Annotated in this window: 20 protein-coding genes and 1 tRNA gene; 13 read left to right on the forward strand and 8 right to left on the reverse strand. The window is 65.8% G+C overall.

Annotated elements, in window-relative coordinates; translation table 11 throughout:
- Positions 1 to 2: 2 nt before the first annotated feature.
- The 5 genes from AC58EF_RS03535 to mscL all read right to left on the reverse strand — a co-directional run bounded on the left by AC58EF_RS03535 (position 3) and on the right by mscL (position 4,259).
- A complete protein-coding gene (locus AC58EF_RS03535; protein ID WP_497274553.1) occupies positions 3 to 368 on the reverse strand; it encodes a response regulator in 366 nt (121 codons plus the stop codon).
- A gap of 81 nt (positions 369 to 449) precedes the next feature.
- Complete coding sequence (locus AC58EF_RS03540; protein ID WP_497274555.1) at positions 450 to 887, reverse strand: chemotaxis protein CheW; 438 nt, start codon at positions 885 to 887, stop codon at positions 450 to 452.
- Positions 888 to 891: 4 nt separating this feature from the next.
- Entirely contained in the window at positions 892 to 3,270 is a 2,379-nt protein-coding gene (locus AC58EF_RS03545; RefSeq protein WP_497274556.1) for a chemotaxis protein CheA, read from the reverse strand.
- Positions 3,271 to 3,414: 144 nt separating this feature from the next.
- Positions 3,415 to 3,687, reverse strand: a complete 273-nt coding sequence (locus tag AC58EF_RS03550; protein ID WP_497274558.1) for a hypothetical protein — start codon at positions 3,685 to 3,687, stop codon at positions 3,415 to 3,417.
- A 143-nt stretch (positions 3,688 to 3,830) separates the two neighbouring features.
- On the reverse strand, positions 3,831 to 4,259 hold the full coding sequence (gene mscL, locus AC58EF_RS03555) for a large conductance mechanosensitive channel protein MscL (protein WP_497274559.1): 429 nt from the start codon (positions 4,257 to 4,259) through the stop codon (positions 3,831 to 3,833).
- A 102-nt stretch (positions 4,260 to 4,361) separates the two neighbouring features.
- On the opposite strand from mscL, the gene AC58EF_RS03560 reads away from it, so the two are divergent.
- The 4 genes from AC58EF_RS03560 to AC58EF_RS03575 are packed head-to-tail and all read left to right on the forward strand — an operon-like array spanning position 4,362 to position 6,985.
- Positions 4,362 to 4,964, forward strand: a complete 603-nt coding sequence (locus tag AC58EF_RS03560) for a LemA family protein (protein ID WP_497274561.1) — start codon at positions 4,362 to 4,364, stop codon at positions 4,962 to 4,964.
- 4 nt (positions 4,965 to 4,968) lie between these two features.
- Complete coding sequence (locus tag AC58EF_RS03565; protein ID WP_497274562.1) at positions 4,969 to 5,769, forward strand: TPM domain-containing protein; 801 nt, start codon at positions 4,969 to 4,971, stop codon at positions 5,767 to 5,769.
- On the forward strand, positions 5,769 to 6,446 hold the full coding sequence (locus AC58EF_RS03570; RefSeq protein WP_497274564.1) for a TPM domain-containing protein: 678 nt from the start codon (positions 5,769 to 5,771) through the stop codon (positions 6,444 to 6,446). The genes AC58EF_RS03565 and AC58EF_RS03570 overlap by 1 nt, the downstream gene beginning before the upstream one ends.
- Positions 6,443 to 6,985 (forward strand): NUDIX hydrolase, encoded by a 543-nt coding sequence (locus AC58EF_RS03575; protein ID WP_497274566.1) that lies wholly within the window; start codon positions 6,443 to 6,445, stop codon positions 6,983 to 6,985. Before AC58EF_RS03570 ends, AC58EF_RS03575 begins: the two co-directional genes overlap by 4 nt.
- Before the next feature lie 8 nt (positions 6,986 to 6,993).
- Here AC58EF_RS03575 and AC58EF_RS03580 read toward each other — a convergent pair whose 3' ends face one another.
- Positions 6,994 to 7,449 (reverse strand): DUF6456 domain-containing protein, encoded by a 456-nt coding sequence (locus AC58EF_RS03580; RefSeq protein ID WP_497274568.1) that lies wholly within the window; start codon positions 7,447 to 7,449, stop codon positions 6,994 to 6,996.
- Between the two features lie 95 nt (positions 7,450 to 7,544).
- Between AC58EF_RS03580 and AC58EF_RS03585 the strand changes: the two genes are divergently transcribed.
- Complete coding sequence (locus tag AC58EF_RS03585; RefSeq protein ID WP_497274570.1) at positions 7,545 to 8,108, forward strand: helix-turn-helix domain-containing protein; 564 nt, start codon at positions 7,545 to 7,547, stop codon at positions 8,106 to 8,108.
- Positions 8,109 to 8,165: 57 nt separating this feature from the next.
- Positions 8,166 to 9,338, forward strand: coding sequence for a glycosyltransferase (locus AC58EF_RS03590; protein ID WP_497274571.1), 1,173 nt, complete (start codon positions 8,166 to 8,168; stop codon positions 9,336 to 9,338).
- Here the strand turns inward: AC58EF_RS03590 and AC58EF_RS03595 are convergent.
- Positions 9,314 to 10,966 (reverse strand): molybdopterin oxidoreductase family protein, encoded by a 1,653-nt coding sequence (locus tag AC58EF_RS03595; RefSeq protein ID WP_497274573.1) that lies wholly within the window; start codon positions 10,964 to 10,966, stop codon positions 9,314 to 9,316. The two genes, AC58EF_RS03590 and AC58EF_RS03595, sit on opposite strands and share 25 nt — an antisense overlap.
- A gap of 111 nt (positions 10,967 to 11,077) precedes the next feature.
- On the opposite strand from AC58EF_RS03595, the gene modA reads away from it, so the two are divergent.
- A complete protein-coding gene (gene modA, locus AC58EF_RS03600; RefSeq protein WP_497274574.1) occupies positions 11,078 to 11,848 on the forward strand; it encodes a molybdate ABC transporter substrate-binding protein in 771 nt (256 codons plus the stop codon).
- A 3-nt stretch (positions 11,849 to 11,851) separates the two neighbouring features.
- On the opposite strand, the gene AC58EF_RS03605 is transcribed toward modA, so the two are convergent.
- Positions 11,852 to 12,598 carry an HAD-IIB family hydrolase gene (locus tag AC58EF_RS03605; RefSeq protein ID WP_497274576.1) on the reverse strand — a complete coding sequence of 249 codons (747 nt, stop codon included), beginning with the start codon at positions 12,596 to 12,598 and terminating at the stop codon, positions 11,852 to 11,854.
- 213 nt (positions 12,599 to 12,811) lie between these two features.
- Here AC58EF_RS03605 and modB point away from each other — a divergent pair, with 213 nt between their 5' ends.
- From modB to AC58EF_RS03635, 6 genes are all read left to right on the forward strand, one after another.
- Positions 12,812 to 13,516 carry a molybdate ABC transporter permease subunit gene (modB, locus tag AC58EF_RS03610; RefSeq protein ID WP_497274969.1) on the forward strand — a complete coding sequence of 235 codons (705 nt, stop codon included), beginning with the start codon at positions 12,812 to 12,814 and terminating at the stop codon, positions 13,514 to 13,516.
- On the forward strand, positions 13,506 to 14,123 hold the full coding sequence (locus AC58EF_RS03615) for an ATP-binding cassette domain-containing protein (protein WP_497274578.1): 618 nt from the start codon (positions 13,506 to 13,508) through the stop codon (positions 14,121 to 14,123). The genes modB and AC58EF_RS03615 overlap by 11 nt, the downstream gene beginning before the upstream one ends.
- 99 nt (positions 14,124 to 14,222) lie before the next feature.
- Complete coding sequence (locus AC58EF_RS03620) at positions 14,223 to 14,891, forward strand: hypothetical protein (protein WP_497274580.1); 669 nt, start codon at positions 14,223 to 14,225, stop codon at positions 14,889 to 14,891.
- A 252-nt stretch (positions 14,892 to 15,143) separates the two neighbouring features.
- Positions 15,144 to 16,214, forward strand: coding sequence for a dTDP-glucose 4,6-dehydratase (gene rfbB / locus AC58EF_RS03625; RefSeq protein ID WP_497274582.1), 1,071 nt, complete (start codon positions 15,144 to 15,146; stop codon positions 16,212 to 16,214).
- Between the two features lie 217 nt (positions 16,215 to 16,431).
- Positions 16,432 to 16,505 (forward strand) — tRNA-Gln (locus AC58EF_RS03630).
- Between the two features lie 157 nt (positions 16,506 to 16,662).
- Positions 16,663 to 17,496: a glycosyltransferase family 32 protein gene (locus AC58EF_RS03635; RefSeq protein WP_497274584.1), complete on the forward strand. Its 834-nt coding sequence runs from the start codon at positions 16,663 to 16,665 to the stop codon at positions 17,494 to 17,496.
- Positions 17,497 to 17,535 lie beyond the last annotated feature (39 nt).

Here is a 17,535-nt window from a genome sequence, read left to right on the forward strand (position 1 = left end):
GGCTAGATGACCCCCACGATCGCCAGCTTGCTTTCCAGCGTCTCGCGATCGAACGGCTTCATCACATATTCGTCCGCGCCGGCCTCGACCGCCGCCTTGATGTGGCTGATGCCGTTTTCCGTGGTGCAGAAGATGATCTTGGGCCGCGCCTCCATCCGGGCGGTCGACAGCGCCTGAAGAAATTCCATGCCGCTCATCACCGGCATGTTCCAGTCGAGCAGCACGACATCGGGCGGCGACGCTTCACACTGGTTCAAGGCGTCCTGCCCGTCCACAGCCTCGCTTACCGTCAGATCAAGCGATTCGAGAATATGGCGGGCCACCTTGCGGATGACCTTCGAATCGTCGACGACCAGGCAATTCTTCATGAAACATCCTTTGGATTACGCGCCCTGTTGGAATCAGGGTTAACCGGCAAAACCAAGGATTTGGTAAACGCCGAAAAAAAATCAGGCGGCCGGCGCCGCCGCGCACCCCTCGATAAAGCCGGCCAGCGACACGAGCAGCCAGGAATCGCCGTCATGCTCGACGATGGCGCGGGCAAAGGGCGCCCAGGCCGCATCCAGTTGGCCCCGCAGCGGCAATTCGCCTTCGGGCACATGGCAAATGTCGGTCACGCTATCGACCATCAACCCGTAACTATGACCGCTGATGTCGGCGATGATCGCCAGCCCGCGCTGTTCGGGCGGCGTCGCCCGGCCATGCACGATCGCCGCGACATCGATGATCGTCAGCACCCGGCTGCGCAGCGCCGAAAGGCCGGCGACATGGACGCCCATGCCGGGAACGGGGGAAATGTCGGTCAGCCTGACGACCGCCTCGACCTCCCCGGCTTCGACCGCGATGCGCGTGCCCGCCAGCATCGCCAGAAGATAGAGTTTTTCCATGATTCTACCCCTGCCCTCCGGCGATCGCCGCCATCAGCGCATCCTGGTCGTAGCGATAGATGCTGCCATCCTGCGGTCCGGTGGCGCGGGGCGAGGCACGCAGTTGGACCACGCGGCATCCCATGATCTCTGCCACCTGCGCCGCATCGGAACCGCTGCACAGCACCACGTCGCGCGGGTCGACCGCCGCATCGGCGGGCAGGCCCAGCATCACGTCATGCCCCGCCTGCCGCAGCAGCGGCGCCAGTATCTCGCGTGTCCAGCCATCGTCGCTGTCGGCCAGCAGGCAGCGCCCGCGCGGTCGCTCTGCGATCGTCTCCTCCGGCAGGGCGGCGAACAGGGCGAAGGGGTTGAGCACCTCCAGATGCTCGCCCTCGATCACCGACACGCCGCTCAGCACCCCGTGCATCGCGACCATGTCCGGCACCAGCGGCATTTCGACGATGTCCAGCACGGCGGCGACCGGATAGCAGACCTCCCGCTGGTCGTCGCGCAGACGCAGCGCCGACACCTTGTCGCGATCGAAGCCGGCCTGGCCGTTGGCGACGGGCACGAGCCGTCCGTCGAGCCGCACGAAAGCGCGACCGCCGGACCGGCCGAACAGGCGCGTATCGATATCCTCGACCCGCTCGATCAGCGACAGTTTCAGCAGGCGTCGTTCGCCCGACAATTCCTCGAAGCGCAGCGCGGCGACCATTTCGACTCGCGCCTGTGCATCGGCCTGCTCCTCCCGCTGCTGTGCGCGGTCGTCGATGATGTTGGGCAGACGCGCCGCATTGGCGAGACCCGCCGCATCGAGCAGCAGCATCGGCTTGCCATTGTCGGGCAGGGTCATGCCGGCATAGACGCCGCTCGCCATCACCAGCGGCGAGGCGGGCCGAATCACCAGTTCCTCATGATTGTCGACCGCGGCCACGCCCATGGCGAAGGGCACGCCGGTAGCGGACCGCACCACCATGATCGCGCGCGGCCCGGCCTGCGCCAGCCTTTCCATGCCGAGCACGTCTTCCAGCGCGATCATCGAATGGCGCACCCCGCGGATCGTCGCGATCTGCGCGCCGCCGACTTCGCTGATGCGCAGCATGTCGTTATTGTCGTGCAGGATTTCCACGACCGCTGAGCGCGGAATGGCGAAATGCTGCCCGCCCGCCCGCACGATCAGGCCCGGAATGATGGTCAAGGTCAGCGGCACGCGCAGGGTGATGCACAGCCCCTGCCCCGGCTGATTGTCGAGAGCGATGACGCCGCCGATCCGCTCCACATTGGCGCGCACCACGTCCATGCCGACTCCGCGGCCGGAAATGGCCGTGACCTGGCTCGCGGTGGAAAGCCCCGCCTGGAAGATCAGGTCGAGCCGCTCCTGCTCGCTCATGCGCGCCGCCGCATCGGGTGTCAGCCGCCCGGCCGCGATCGCTTTTTCCACCAGCCGTGCCGTATCGATACCCGACCCGTCGTCGGCGATGGCGATGACGATCTGGTTCCCCGACTGGCGGGCTTCCAGCCGCAGCTTGCCGGCCTCCGGCTTGCCCCTGGCGCGACGCTTGTCGGGTGTCTCTATGCCATGGTCGATGCTGTTGCGCACGATATGGGTGAGCGGGTCGACGACCATCTCCACCATTTCGCGGTCCATCTCGACATCCCCGCCTTCCAGGCTCAGGTCGATGCGCTTGCCCAGTTCGCGGCCCAGATCGCGCACCATGCGCGGGATCGCAGCGAACAGACGGTCGACGCGCTGCATCCGCGTCTTGGAAATCACGTCGCGCATGTCCGCCACACAGGCCGACAATCGCTCGAACACCGTATCCAGCTCCGGGTCGGCGGAGCGTTCGCGCAGCTTGCGCGACAATTCGTTGCGCGCCAGCACCATGTCCGACACGCCGTTCATCAACTGGTCGATCAGGCTGAGCGGCAGACGAATGGTGCGGGGCGCGGCCTGGCTGGCCTGACGCGCGACCACGGCCGTCGCGGCGCCGACATCCATCGCCGTCCCCCCGTCCGCTTGCGTCACGGCGTCAGACGGAGCGCTGAGCGCCGCGATCAGATAATCGTCATTCTCGTTGGGCAGGGCGGCGCCCATGGCGACCGCTTCGGTCAGTTCGCCGATTCGGTCCATCAGTCCCAGCACGGCATTGACCGTCGCAGGGTCGGCCTGCCGATTGCCGGCGCGAATTTCGGACAGCACATCCTCGGCGGCATGGCTCAGCCGCTCGAAACGCGGCAGGTTCAGAAAGCCGCAACTGCCCTTGACCGTGTGGAAGAAGCGGAAAATGGCGTCCAGCCGGTCCCGGTCCGATGGATCGGCTTCCCACGCCACCACCTCCCCGGCGAGCGCTTCCAGCGTCTCCTGCGTCTCGGATATGAATTCCTGTAGTAACTCGTCCATTCCCAATCGGCCCCACGGATGCGCGCAACCGCACCATGGCGGGACGTGGTTAAGGGGGCGTTAAAGGCGCGACGGAAGCGCAAGAAGGGGCGCCGCGATCGAATCGCGACGCCCCTGTCGGCTCAATGCGGGAGCCGTTTGGTCTTAATGTTCCTTCTTTTCGACGGCGTCGCCCGCCTTCTCGCCCGCCTCGCGGGTGGCGTCGGCCTTGTTCTCCAGCGCGTCAGCGGCATTTTCCGCCGCATTTTCGGCATTGCCGGTCAGGTTATCGGCCATGGCTTCCATATTGTCGGCCTGGTTGTCGAGTGCAGCCGCCTGATTCTCGTATGCGTTCTCGACCTTATTTTCCTGCTTGGAATCACACGCGGCAAGCGCGACCATGCTGGCAAGGCCAAGAACAGTGACGAAGGTTTTCACGGCGTTTTCTCCTGTTGCGCCCCCTACGGGCTGACGTCGTTTTACAAGGCCGGACCGCCGCAGCGGCCGATAAACCCTGACGCCCAACAACCTGTCGCGCCGGGGATGGTTCCCGTCGCAGTCTCGTTTCGTCGCATAAACGACTATTTTTTGAGCGAATCCCGTATCTCACGCAGCAGCATGATGTCTTCCGGCGTCGCCGCGGCTTCGGGCTCCGGCTTGGCGGTCAGCTTGTTCACCAGCTTCACCAGCAGGAAGATGATGAAGGCCAGAATCAGGAAATTGACCAGCACCGTCAGAAACTCGCCCCAGCCGAACATGGCGATGCCCGCCGCCTTCAGGTCGGCATAGCTTTCGGGATTGCCCTTGAACCCGGCGGGAAGCTCACCCAGCCGGATGAAATAGCCGGAAAAATCCGCGCCGCCGAAGAGATAGCCGACCACCGGCATGATCAGGTCGTCGGTCAGCGACTTGGTGATGGTGGCGAAGGCGCCGCCGATGATCACACCGACGGCGAGGTCCATGACGTTGCCGCGGTTGATGAAAGTCTTGAATTCGGAAATCAGCCCCATGTGCAAACCTCTTATGCTAGCTGCGATAATATCAGGATGGCCCGTTGCGTCGTGCCGGGCAACGCCCTATTTCCACCAGCGAAACAAAGCCGAGGATGTTCCATGACGCTTCTGCGCCGCTTCTCCACTTTCCTGCTGCCGATATTCGGGGCGCTCGCCCTGTCCGCCTGCGGCATCAACAGCGTGCCCACCGCCGAAGAGGAGGCGAAGGCCAAATGGGCCGATGTTCAGGCGCAATATCAGCGCCGCGCCAATCTGACCGGCAATCTGGTCGCCACAGTGAAGGCGGCCGGCAAGCAGGAGCAGGCAACGCTCACTGCCGTTACCGAGGCGCGCGCCAGGGCGACCTCCGTGCAGGTCAATGCCGAAGACCTGTCCGATCCCGCCAAGGTCGCGCAGTTCCAGGCCGCCCAGGCGCAGCTCAGCCAGGGCCTTGGCCGCCTGCTCGCTACGGTCGAGGCCTATCCCGACCTGAAGACCAACGAGAATTTCCTCCAGCTCCAGTCGCAGCTGGAAGGCACGGAAAACCGCATCGCCGTCGCCATCCGCGACTATAATGGCGCGGTGCAGGCCTATAACACCCGCATCCGCACCTTCCCCGATGCGATCGGCGCCAAGCTGATCCACGGCGCCAAGCCCATGACCCCGTTCCAGGCCACCACGCCGGGCGCGGAGGAAGCGCCGAAGGTCGATTTCGGCAACTGATCCGATGCTTCGCCGCCTGCTGCTGATTCTCGCGCTGCTGGCTTTCACGCCGGCAGCGTGGGCGCAAAGCTTCCCCAAGTTCGACGACAAGGGCGTGGTCGATGCGGCGAACCTGCTTGATCCGGCGCAGGAACAGGCGCTGAGCGCGAAGCTGATCGCACAGAAGCAGGCGAGCGGCCGATCGCTGGTCGTCGCCACCATTCCCGACCTCCAGGGCTATGACATTTCCGACTATGGCTATCGGCTCGGCCGGGCCTGGGGCATCGGCGACAAGGACAGCAATGGCGCCCTGCTGATCATCGCGCCCGCCGAGCGGAAGATACGGATAGAGGTCGGCTACGGGCTGGAGGGCATCCTCACTGACGCCCTGTCCTCGCAGATCATCCGTAACGCGATCACGCCGCGCTTCAAGGCCGGCGACATGGCGGGCGGCATCACTGCCGGTGTGGACCAGATCACCACATTGCTCGCGCTGCCGCCGGACCAGGCGCGGCAGCGCGCGGCGGCTGCCGAGGCCGATGCCCGCCAGCAGGACGATGGCGGCGGCGCCATCATCGGCTTCTGGGTCATCCTCTTCATCGTCTTCTTCGTCGTCCTGCCGCTGCTGTCGCGGGCGCGCGGCGGCAAACGCTATCGGCGCGGCGGCGGCGTCCCGCCCGTCATCATCTGGGGACCGGGCACCGGCAGCTCCGGCTGGGGATCGGGCGGCGGCTGGGGCGGGTCAAGCTGGGGCGGCGGCGACAGCGGCGGCGGCTTTTCGGGCGGCGGCAGCTTCGGCGGCGGCGGCGCATCGGGGGACTGGTGATGCAGCTTCATCTGACGCAGGCCGACCATGAGCTGGTCTCCGCCGCGGTGGCGGAGGCGGAGGCGCATAGCTCCGGCGAGATCGTCACCATCGTCGCGCGACGGTCCGACAGCTATCATGATGTCGGCCTCAGCTGGGCCGCGGCGGCGGTGTTCATCGCCCTGTCGGTGATGGCCGCCTTCCCCGCGCAGCTTCGCGGCTTCCTGTCCATGCTGCTGCTCGACTGGGAGCATGAACTGGCCGACTGGAAGCTGTTGATGGGGCTGCTCGGCCTCCTCATCCTCAAATTCCTCGTCGTGCGCTATCTGCTGGCGATCATGCCGCTGCGCATGGTCATGACCCCGCGCGCCACCAAGGCCCGCCGCGTCCGGCGCCGCGCCATCCTGCTGTTCCGCACGGCGGCGGAGGCGCGCACGCGCGGGCGCACCGGCGTCCTCATCTATCTCTCGCTCGACGAGCATCGGGCGGAGATCGTCGCCGACCGCGCGATCAACGAAAAGGTCGCGCCCGAAGCCTGGGGCGAGGCGATGGCCGCGCTGATCGACGCGATCCGCGCCGGGCGCGCGGGCGAAGGCCTCGCGGAGGCGGTGCGGCAGGTGGGCGCGGTGCTGGCCACCCATTTCCCGCGTGCCGACGATGATATCAACGAACTTCCCGACAGGCTGATCGAATTATGACCGACCCCGACCGGAGCGCCCCCGAAGAAGTCATGTGGGAAGGCCGCTTCATCACCGCCAAAAGACGCGGCAAATGGGAATATGTCAGCCGCGCACGCGGCATCCACGCCGCCGTCATCCTGGCGATCGACGAAGCGGCGGACGGCCGCCATGTGCTGCTGGTCGATCAATATCGCGTGCCGCTCGGCCGGCGCTGCATCGAACTGCCCGCCGGCCTGGTCGGCGATCATGACGAAGGGGAGGATACCCACCTCGCCGCCACGCGCGAGTTGGAGGAGGAAACCGGCTACCGCCCCGCCCGGCTCGAATCGCTGGGCCAGTTCTACAGCTCGCCCGGCATGGTGTCCGAAAGCTTCACCCTGTTCCGCGCCCATGGCCTGGAAAAGACGGGAGACGGTGGCGGCGTCGATGGCGAGGACATTCATGTCCACCGCGTGCCGATCGCCGCCCTCCCCGACCAGATCGCCGCCTGGCGCGCGCAGGGCTATGCGATGGACGTAAAGCTGCTGCTTTTGCTGGGCGCGGACATGGTGAAATAAATATCCGTTCAACGCACGCGATACCAGCCCGCCACCCGCTCCAGCGCCAGAGTCAGCACCAGCTTGCCCGCCCGGCTGGGCCAGCCCAGCGCCTTTTCCGCCGCGACCAGCCCCTCGCCCGCGCAGGCCACGCGCCAGAGAATGTCCGCCAGCCCCGGCCCCGCCGCGCGGATCGCGCCGTCGAACCGCTCGCGCGCTGACAGTTGGGCTAACGTCGGATCGGGGCGGCCGCCCATTCCTCGCCGCCCGCCCTCGCGCGGGGCGGCATCCCAGTGCATCGTCACCCTTGCGCCCAGTCCGGCTTTCTCCCAATCCGCGCGCAACTTGTCGCCCGCGAGATAATGACGTTCGCTAAGATGCCCGCGCGCGTGCAACCAAGCGAGCGGTGATTCGCCCAGATGGACCATCACTCTTTGCTGCTGGCCGTCCGGTCCCTCGACCAACTGTTCGACATGGTTCGTCATCTGCGTCTCCATCCAAAGAATCAGGATGATGAGACTTGCCATGCGGGATAATTTGTAGGAAAGAGAAAACCAAATAGGTTATTAATGAGGCCGGCATGATTACCCGCATCCGCGAGGTTCGCAAGGCGAAGGGGCTGACCCTGGAACAGGTGGGCGCCCTGTGCGATCCGCCCACAACTGCCCAGACGATCGGGCGGCTGGAAACCGGAACCCGCACCGTGTCCGTCAAATGGCTTAATCGCATTGCGCTGGCGCTGGGCGTCACCAGCGCCGAACTAGTGGCGCTGCCAGGACAGAGCGAGATCGCCGTCGCCGCGCTGCTCGGCCCTGACGGCGCGCGCGCGCCGACCCGCGCCTTTACCTTCCCGCCGCCGATCGCGTCCGACGGCATGGTCGGTGTCCATGTCGGGGCCAGCATCGGCGACTATCGCGCGGGCGACGCCATCTGGTGCCGCCGCATCGCCCCGGCGGATTATGGCAGCGCGCTCAACCGCGACATATTGCTCCCCCGCCCTGCCGGCCGCTTCCTCTTCGGCCGCCTGATCGGGCGCGAGGGCGACCGCCTGCAAATGCTGCCTCTGGGCTCCGGCACGCGGCAACTGGTGCTGACCGACCCGCCCTGGGCCGCCGTTGCGGAGCAACTCGTCCGCAGACTCTAGCCAATCCGCCGCTCTGCGCTTAACCATGTGTCGAAGCTGTGCATCCAAAGAGGGACCATGACACTCAACATCCTCATGTTGTCGACCCTCTTCCCCGACATCAGCCGGCCCAATTTCGGCGTGTTCGTGGAACGACAGGCGCGCGAACTGGCGAGCCGACCCGAAACCGACGTGACCGTGATCGCGCCGGTCGGCCTGCCGCCCTGGCCGCTATCCTATGCCGGCCGCTACGCGGCTCTGCGCGCCCTGCCGCGCAAGGAGCGCTGGCGCGAACTGACGGTCTATCGCCCGACTTTCCCGATCATTCCCAAATTCGGCGGCCGCACCAATGTCGGCGCCATGACCCGCGCCATCCTGCCGCTGGTGAAGCGGCTCCACGCGGAAAAGCCGTTCGACGTGATCGACGCCAGCTTCTTCTTTCCCGACGGCCCGGTGGCGCAGCGCCTGTCGAAGGCGCTCGGCATTCCCTATTCGGTCAAGGCCCGCGGGGCCGACATCCACCATTGGGGCACGCAGGGCGGCACCCGCAAGATGGTGCGCAGGGCCGCCGCCGACGCCGCCGGGCTGCTCGCCGTGTCGGACGCGATGCGCCGATCAATGGCACGCATGGGCATCGATGCCGACAAGATCCGCGTCCACTATACCGGCGTCGACCTCGACACGTTCGAAATCACCGATCGCGCGGCGGCCAAGGCGGCGCTGGACTTTAACGGCCCGGTCGTGCTCAGCGTCGGCGCGCTGATCCCGCGCAAGGGGCAGGATCTGCTGGTGCGCGCGCTGCCGCAACTGCCCGACGTCACGCTGCTACTGGCAGGTCAGGGTCAATATCGCCGCACGCTGGAAAATCTGGCGCAGGAACTGGGCGTGGAACGGCGAATCGGTTTCCTCGGCTCCGTGCCCCATCACAAGCTGCCGCGCATCTTCGCCGCCGCCGACGTCATGGCGCTGCCATCCGAATCGGAGGGACTGGCCAATGCCTGGGTCGAATCGCTCGCCTGCGGCACGCCGATCGTAATCAGCGACGTGGGCGGCGCGCGCGAACTGCTCGACCGCCCGGCGGCAGGCAGGATCGTGGACCGCGATCCCGATGCGATCGCCGACGCCATCCGCGCGATCCTCGACGATCCGCCGGCCCAGGCCGCCGTTCGCGAAACCGCCCTGCGCTTCACCTGGCAGGCCAATGGCGACGCGCTGCTTGCCCATCTTCAGGGCATTGCCGCGTCCGGCTGATCTGCGACCGGCAGCAGCCGCGCGCGTCCGTCCGGCGTCGAAAAACGCCCTTCGTCGAAGGGCAGCTCGCCCCAGCGCCAGGGTGTCAGCTCGGCATAGGCCGGGTTGGAAATCGGCGCATGACGCTTGAGGTTCAGCAGTTGCGCGCCCTCATTCCGATAGGCGGTCAGCCGCACATGCTCGCGATAGATATCCGCGGCCCGCTCGAAGTGAAACGCATCGCCCCATCCCATTGCCTGCGCCACCTTGGTCAGCATCCACCAGTCCGGCCGCGCCTCGCCGGGCAGGTCCAGCAGGCGGCGCTGGCGACTGACGAGCCGGTCCATGCCGGTCAGCGTCCCGTCCTTCTCGATCCACGCAGCCGAAGGCAGCTGGACGCTCCAGTCCGCCGCGTCCGGCTCGATCCGATCGGTGGCGCGGATGGTCAGCGGCACCAGCGCGCGCGCCTCCTTGAGCCAGAGCGATGCGGCTTCATCCGCGCCGATGCTCCACAATGCCTTGACCCGGCCGCCGCGCATCGCCTCCAGCAGCGCCTCGCCCTCCAACCCCGGCCCCTGCGCCATGGCGCGCGCGCTCCAGAAGCGCTCGGCCCGGACCAGCTCCTCGGCATCGAATCCGCTATGCGCGGCGAGGCTGTCGGCCATGCACCCCACCTCGCGCGCGCCCATGCCGTTCGCTCCGCCGCCGATCAGAAAGGGAGAGGCGCCCGGCCGACCAATGCGCCCCGTCGCGAGATGTAGATTGAGGACCGCTGTCGCCACCCTCTCATCCGCCGCAACGGACAGCGTTACCGCCTGCCCATCGGCCGCCCATAGTTCATAGAGGGTGCGAATGGACGCCGGCGGCTGGCCGCAGGCGCGCGCAACCGACCAGATATCATGGCCCCGGCGCAACGCATCCCAATGGCCTTCCGGCACGACGACGCTCCACTCCAGCCAGGCCGGGTCGATCAGGCCCGTGTCACGGCAGTGGAGCAGCAGGCCGCCCAGCAGTCGCGCCACGCTGCCCGGCGCGGCCGGCAGATGCAGGTCTGCCTCCAACGCACCAAACGCATCCGCCGGCGCGAGATGGATCAGCCGTGCGCCATCCGCCCGCGCCGCCTGCACCCGGTCGATCAGCACTGGATGGTCGCGCGCAATCTCGCCGCCGACCAGCAGGATGGTTCCGGCCCGGCTGATATCTTCGAACGCGCCCGGCATGACGTCCTCGCCATAGGCAGCGCGCTGCAACCGTGCGATGCCGCCCCGCCAGGGCGTGTGTATATGGGCCGACCCGAAAAAGCCCTTCAGCAGCTTGTTGGCCACATAATAATCCTCGGTCAGCAGCCCGCCGCCGACGTGCAGAGCAATACTGCCCGGACCATGGCGCGCGATGATCGCCGAGAGTCGTCGCGCGATCTGTGCAATCACCCGATCCCAGCCCTGCCGCCGCCCGTCCATCAGCGGATGCAGCAATCGCCCCTCCAGCTGCGTGCTGTCCTCCAGCGCCAGCGCGCGGGCGCACAGCAACCCGCCATTGGCGGGATGGGTCGCATCGCCCTCGATCCGCAACCGTCGGCCCTCGTCCGCCAGCACGCGCATACCACAGCCCACGGCGCATTGCCCGCATTGGCTTCGCACGATCGCCATGGTCAGCGCGGAGTCCAGCGGCGATCGGTCATGATTCCCGTCCTAGCGGATTGAAGCCAAAGACAAAAGCGGCGCTTGCCTAAACCCGTATGATCGGCGCAAACAGGTGGCATGATGACGCTGCTGTCGCGCGCCCTGGCGCTGCTCGCCCTGCTTGGCTCCTCCATGGCGCAGGCCGCCCCCGGCGATCGCGGCCCGCTGCTGCTGGCGGCGGCGAGTATGCAGGAAGCGATGAACGCGACCGCCGACGCCTGGGCGGCGCGCGGCCATCCCCGCCCGGTGCTGTCCTTCGCCGCATCCTCCGCCCTTGCCCGGCAGATCAAGGCCGGGGCGCCCGCCGATCTGTTCCTGTCCGCCGATGAGGAATGGATGGACGATATCGAGCGCGCCGGCCTGATCGCGCGCGGCGCGCGGGCCAATCTGGCGGGCAACCGGCTGGTGCTGGTCCGCCCGGCCGACAAGCCTGTTGCCCTGCGGATCGGGCGCGACATGCCGATCGCTCGCGCGCTGGGCGACGGGCGGCTTGCCATGGCCGATCCCGACAGCGTGCCCGCCGGCAAATATGGCAAGGCGGCCCTCACCGCACTGGGCGCCTGGGCCTCGGTCGAAGCCAAGGTCGCGCGCGCCGACAATGTCCGCGCCGCTCTCGCGCTGGTGGAACGCGGCGCGGCCCCGCTCGGCATCGTCTATGCGACCGACGCCCGCGCCAGCAAGAGTGTGGCTGTAGTCGGCGTCTTCCCGGCCGCCAGCCATGCGCCGATCCGTTATCCCATCGCCCGCTTGACCGCCAGCCGGCACAGGGACGCCGAAGCCTTCCGCCGCTTCCTGCTGTCTTCGACCGGCCGGTCGATCCTGGCGCGCTATGGCTTTAGCGCGCCCTGATCCTCATTTCTGGCAGGCGACGATCGCGGCGATGACCGACAGCGTTTCCTCGGGATCGCGCACGCGCACGGTATCCAGCCCCAATTGCTTGGCCGGATAGTCGTTGCCGCCGGGGAAGATGGCGTCGCCGATGAACATCATCGCATCCAGCGCGATGCCGCTCGCGTCGCGCAGTTTCTTGAGGCCATAGGCCTTGTCAACGCCTTCGCGGGTGATGTCGATTGACGTCGCGCCACCCATGTTGATCGACAGGCCGGGCAGACGCTCGCGCAGATCCGCCTGGATCACCTTGCGCTTGGCGAAGTCGGGATCCCAGCCTTCCTTGGCATGGATCGGCGCCTGCTGGCCGAGCGCGGAAAAGGTGATCTGGCTGCCCCGATCCTCGATCCGCTCGCCCCAGGTCTGTTCGGGCACGAAGCCAGTCGCTTCCAGCGACGCATCGAACGCCTCCAGGATCGCGCTCTTCTGCCCGGCGTCGAACAATTCGGCATAGACCGGCTTCCAGCCGCCATCGCGCCAGGTATAGAGCTTGGTGCCGGTCGTCGGCATCAGCCACAGCCGGGTGACGTCGGCGCGCGTGGGCAGGCGGCTCGCCACCTGCTTGTCGAACTGCGGCCAGTCGCCGCCCGAAATCACCGCGACATGCGCGACCTCCAGCAAGTCGGCCAGCGCCTCGCCCATCGCCGCACCCAAGGGCTGCTTGCTTTCGGCCAGGGTTCCGTCGAGGTCGAAGGCAATCAATTCTTTCATGCACCTGTCCAGTCAGATGAAGTTGACAAATATAGAGTGGCTGCGACCCTCCTGTGGCGCGGCGCTACACCATCGCCCTGGCTTTTTCCAGCCGACGCGATCGCGCAATGACACGGCATATGTGACAAACCAAAGACATGCTCCACATGCGTAACAAACGCGCATCGTCACGCTTTCTTGACGGCCGAACACATATCCCTCACCCAGCATGACATGAATGCTCCCCTGACCCCGGACGATTGGACGGTCATCAGCCTGTCGCTCAAGGTCAGCCTGGTCGCCGTGGCGGCCATGCTGCCGATCGCCTTCGCGCTCGCCTGGGTGCTGGCGCGCTGGCGTTTCCCCGGCAAGCTTCTGCTCGACGCGCTGGTCCACCTGCCGCTGGTGGTGCCGCCGGTCGTCACCGGATGGCTGCTGCTTATCCTGTTCGGCATCAACGGCCCCATCGGCCGGTGGCTCGACCAGTGGTTCGGCGTCACCTTGCTGTTTCGCTGGACCGGCGCGGCGCTCGCCGCCGCGATCATGGCGATGCCGCTGATGGTGCGCGCGATGCGCCTGTCGATCGAGGCGGTCGACCAGCGGCTGGAGCAGGCGGCCCAGACGCTGGGCGCCTCGTGCGCCCGGACGTTCCTGTCCATTTCGCTGCCGCTTTCCCTGCCCGGCGTGCTGGCGGGCGCGATGCTGGGCTTCGCCCGTTCGATCGGCGAGTTCGGCGCGACCATCACTTTCGTCTCCGACATTCCCGGCGAAACCCGCACCCTGCCGATCGCCATCTACGCCGCGCTCCAGGTGCCGGGCGCCGAAATGACCGTCAGCCGCTTTGCGATCATCTCCGTGCTGCTCTCGCTTGGCGCCCTGCTTCTGTCCGAAATTCTTGCCCGCCGCGTGGCGCGGGGACGCATGCCCCATGTCCTTTGACATCGCCGTCCGCCACCGCCTGGGAGATCGCGACATCGCCCTTGCCTGCCGGTCCGACGCCCGGCTGATCGCGCTGATCGGTCCGTCCGGCGTGGGCAAGACCAGCATCCTCAACATGGTCGCCGGGCTGCTGACGCCCGATGAGGGACATATCATGGTCGGTGGCGAGCGGCTGTTCGATCGCGCCGCCGGCATCGACCTGCCGGTCGCGGATCGTCATGCCGGCTATCTGTTCCAGGATCTGCGCCTTTTCCCCCACATGCGAGTGGAGGCCAATCTGCGCTATGGCCGCCGCCCCGGCGGACGGCTGTCGCAAGAGGAAATGCTCGCCTTTCTGGGTATCGGCCATTTGCTGCACCGGATGCCCGCCAGCCTGTCGGGCGGCGAGGCGCAGCGGGTCGCGATCGGCCGCGCGCTCCTGTCCGCCCCCCGCTTCCTGCTGATGGATGAACCGCTCACCGGGCTCGACCGCGCGCGGCGCGAGGAGATATTGCCGCTCATCGAGCGGCTCCGCGACAAGATCGGACTGCCCATCCTCTACGTCACCCATGATCTGCGGGAAGCCGAACGGTTGGCCGACCTGGTCGTCGAAATGCCCGGGAACTGAGCCGCCACGCTAACAAAGATGGTCGACAGCGGCCCATTTGACCGCCATCAGAAAGCGACGCAGCAATTAGGGAATGATCCACTGAACCCCCTGGACGATATGCCCGATTCCACTGACCCGACAGGCGGCCCGATCGGCGAAGCCTCGGCCCCCTCCGCGATCGAACAGCGTCTCGACCAATTGGAGCGCATGATGGCGGACAGCATCCGTCGGCTGGACCAGCTCCAGCATCTGGTCGAGCTGGTCCTCAGCGAAACCCATGCCCACCGACGGGACGCCGCGCCGGCGCCTGAGGGCAAGACCCGCTGGTCGAGCGAGGGCTTTCCCATTTTGCCGCGAAACTGGCCGGTGCATTTCGGCGCGGATCGCGACGACGGGGAACTGGCCGCGGATGATTTCCTGGCCGGAGGATGGTTCGGACGCGAAAGCTGGGGCGTCTGGGGCCACGACACCATTCAGACGCTCCGCTTCGCGCTGGAGGAATATCGCGGCGGCTATGCGACGGTGCATTTGGGGCTGCGTTGCCTCGTCCCGCCCGGCATGGATCGCCCCGGCATCGACATTCTCGCCAACGGCTATTTCCTTGGAAGCCACAAACTCGGTCCAGTGGGGCGCGTCATCACATTGCGCCTCCCGCCTTCCTGCATCGGCGATGGCAACATTCTGCTTCAGTTGCGGCATGATGCTGCAATATCACCCGCATCCATAGGTGCTGCGCCGGATGACCGCATCATTGGCGTCGGCCTTACGACGCTGGATGCCGCCTGACACATATCCTTCCAAGAAAAGATCTGGCGGAGCGTGATATAGCTGAAGCAGATTTTTCGGGAAGAACACCCCAGACATATTGGACCGGATAAATCGCAATATGATGCAATAGATCGCAACTCGATTGCGGAGTCGCTTCATTTACGGTTACTGCTTGGCGCAAGTGCAGGGGAATCAAGCCCTTGACGTCATGAATGGTTCAACTGGCGCGCATTACCGTGCGCGGATCATCAGGGAGCGAAATACAAGCGCATGGCCAATCTGATCATCACTGGGGGCGCGGGTTTCATCGGTGCGAATTTCGTCCGGCACTGGCGCAAGGTGTCGCCCAATGACGGCATCGTCGTGCTGGACGCCCTGACCTATGCAGGCAATCCCGCCAATATCGCCGACGTGCCGAATGTAACGCTGGTCGAGGGCGATATCTGCGACACGGCGCTGGTTTCGCGGCTGATGACCGATCATGATGTCGACACAATTGTCCACTTCGCTGCCGAAAGCCATGTGGATCGCTCCATCACCGGCCCCGACGCCTTCGTCACCACCAATGTCATCGGCACCCACAGCCTGCTGAAGGCCGCCAAATCCGCCTGGCTCGACAAGGGCAGCGGCCGCCCGCACCGCTTCCACCATGTCTCGACCGACGAAGTTTACGGCACGCTGGAACTGGACGATCCGGCCTTCAGCGAAACCACGCCCTACGCCCCCAATTCGCCCTATTCCGCATCTAAGGCCGGGTCCGATCATCTGGTGCGCGCCTATCATCACACCTACGGGCTGGAAACGACCACGAGCAACTGCTCGAACAATTATGGTCCCTACCAGTTTCCCGAAAAGCTGATCCCGCTCTTCACCCTCAACGCGCTGTCGGGCAAGAATCTGCCCATCTATGGCGACGGCATGAACATCCGCGACTGGCTCCATGTCGAGGATCATTGCATCGGCATCGAACTGATCCTGCGCAAGGGCCGGATCGGGGAAACCTATAATGTCGGCGGCGGCCAGGAACTGCCGAATATCGAGGTGATCCGGGAGATTTGCCGCGGCGTGGATGAGGCTTTCGTCCGCAATCCTGCGCTTGCCGCAATGTTCCCCCACGCGCCCGCGGCCCAGGGTCGCCGGTCGGCCGACCTCATGACCTATGTGCAGGATCGCAAGGGGCATGACCGTCGCTACGCGATCGACGAGACCAAGATCCGCACCGAACTGGGCTATGCCCCCTCGCGCGATTTCCCGCAGGGCTTCGCCGACACGCTGAACTGGTTCCTCGACAATCAGGACTGGTGGCGTCCGCTGATCGGCCGGGCCGCGCTCGTCGCCTGACCGCGGCTGACCTTTCGCCCCCCCAAAGCCGGAGGACAGGCATAAAATCAGTGGGCAGGCAGAGCATGAGCCACAGGACAATGTCGGCGCGCCAATCTCCGTTTATCCTTCCGGCCGGCTGTCCAAAAGCCGGCCGGGCGGGTGCACAAAAGGGCTTGACCGCCTTTCAAACCCCGCCTATCTGCGGCCTCCCAAGCGGGGCTGGCCCCGCCGATGATGCCCGATCGTCTAAAGGTAAGACTACGGACTCTGACTCCGTCAATCGAGGTTCGAATCCTCGTCGGGCATCCAGACTTTCCCACAAATCACCATATCCGCGCCAAGACGATGGTCCGCTGCCGGCTCCACCAGCCCCCACCCGGATAGAAGCCCGTTGCGGCTATAAAGAATAAGAGCACGCCACCTGCGTCCGATTTAACATAGCGCGACCGAGCGGGAGACACAGTCCATGCAGGAAGAGTCACAAGCGCCGGAACCGAACCCGACCGAGACGATCGACGGTCCTTCCCCGCCCCCTCACCCATCGCATGTGCATCAGATCCTGATCGCAAAGCCGTTTGACCAGACCGTGGCGTCATCACCGATCTTCGATGACAATATGAGCCGGATAGGGATTTTATATCCGGACTCCGAATATCGGCTGTGGACGCACGACGATCTGCGCGACTTCATGGCGCAGGCATTCCCTGGCGAAGTCTGCCGGGCGTTCGACACGCTTCGCCCCTATGCCTACAAGGCGGACCTGGGCCGACTGTGTCTGCTCCATGCGATGGGCGGTCTGTATAGCGACATTTCCTTCTTCTGGATGGAACGCCTCCGTCCCCCATCCACGGCCGGCATCGTCGCCTTCCTTGATGTCCGCTCCTCCAGTCCGGCCTGGACGGCGCTGTCCAACGGGATCATCTGGGCGCGCCCGCAGCGCCGGGAGATCGCCATCGCCATCGACATGATCCTGGCGAACTGCCGTAACCTCTATTATGGGCTGAACTCACTCCATCCTACCGGCCCGGTCCTGCTCGGGCGCGCGTTCGTAAAGGCGCTGGCCGAACAGGAAACGGACGAAGGCTGGAGCGAACAATGGGTCGGCCATGCGTGCTTCCTGACCCCCATGGGATATCCCAAGGGCCTGGCCTGCTTCACGCCTGACGAAAAATTGATCGCCATCTCCCGCAAGGAAGGCGGCACTGGCCTGGGCGACCTGCAATTATCCGGTGGGAATAATTATAACGACTTCTGGAATAGCCGGACCGTCTATGGCGAGGGCGAAGAAAGCGCGCCCTGACGCCACGCGCGATCAGGACGGCTCTTCCCCTTTTGCGAG

The organism is Sphingobium sp. WR1 (assembly GCF_059693745.1).

Bases quoted from the DNA above. Each gene is read 5' to 3' on its own strand.
- AC58EF_RS03535 (WP_497274553.1), bottom strand. From the start codon at position 368: ATGAAGAATTGCCTGGTCGTCGACGATTCGAAGGTCATCCGCAAGGTG.
- AC58EF_RS03540 (WP_497274555.1), bottom strand. From the start codon at position 887: ATGGAAAAACTCTATCTTCTGGCGATGCTGGCGGGCACGCGCATCGCG.
- AC58EF_RS03545 (WP_497274556.1), bottom strand. From the start codon at position 3,270: ATGGACGAGTTACTACAGGAATTCATATCCGAGACGCAGGAGACGCTG.
- mscL (WP_497274559.1), bottom strand. From the start codon at position 4,259: ATGGGGCTGATTTCCGAATTCAAGACTTTCATCAACCGCGGCAACGTC.
- AC58EF_RS03560 (WP_497274561.1), top strand. From the start codon at position 4,362: ATGACGCTTCTGCGCCGCTTCTCCACTTTCCTGCTGCCGATATTCGGG.
- AC58EF_RS03565 (WP_497274562.1), top strand. From the start codon at position 4,969: ATGCTTCGCCGCCTGCTGCTGATTCTCGCGCTGCTGGCTTTCACGCCG.
- AC58EF_RS03570 (WP_497274564.1), top strand. From the start codon at position 5,769: ATGCAGCTTCATCTGACGCAGGCCGACCATGAGCTGGTCTCCGCCGCG.
- AC58EF_RS03575 (WP_497274566.1), top strand. From the start codon at position 6,443: ATGACCGACCCCGACCGGAGCGCCCCCGAAGAAGTCATGTGGGAAGGC.
- AC58EF_RS03580 (WP_497274568.1), bottom strand. From the start codon at position 7,449: ATGACGAACCATGTCGAACAGTTGGTCGAGGGACCGGACGGCCAGCAG.
- AC58EF_RS03585 (WP_497274570.1), top strand. From the start codon at position 7,545: ATGATTACCCGCATCCGCGAGGTTCGCAAGGCGAAGGGGCTGACCCTG.
- AC58EF_RS03590 (WP_497274571.1), top strand. From the start codon at position 8,166: ATGACACTCAACATCCTCATGTTGTCGACCCTCTTCCCCGACATCAGC.
- AC58EF_RS03595 (WP_497274573.1), bottom strand. From the start codon at position 10,966: ATGGCGATCGTGCGAAGCCAATGCGGGCAATGCGCCGTGGGCTGTGGT.
- modA (WP_497274574.1), top strand. From the start codon at position 11,078: ATGATGACGCTGCTGTCGCGCGCCCTGGCGCTGCTCGCCCTGCTTGGC.
- AC58EF_RS03605 (WP_497274576.1), bottom strand. From the start codon at position 12,598: ATGAAAGAATTGATTGCCTTCGACCTCGACGGAACCCTGGCCGAAAGC.
- modB (WP_497274969.1), top strand. From the start codon at position 12,812: ATGAATGCTCCCCTGACCCCGGACGATTGGACGGTCATCAGCCTGTCG.
- AC58EF_RS03615 (WP_497274578.1), top strand. From the start codon at position 13,506: ATGTCCTTTGACATCGCCGTCCGCCACCGCCTGGGAGATCGCGACATC.
- AC58EF_RS03620 (WP_497274580.1), top strand. From the start codon at position 14,223: ATGCCCGATTCCACTGACCCGACAGGCGGCCCGATCGGCGAAGCCTCG.
- rfbB (WP_497274582.1), top strand. From the start codon at position 15,144: ATGGCCAATCTGATCATCACTGGGGGCGCGGGTTTCATCGGTGCGAAT.
- AC58EF_RS03635 (WP_497274584.1), top strand. From the start codon at position 16,663: ATGCAGGAAGAGTCACAAGCGCCGGAACCGAACCCGACCGAGACGATC.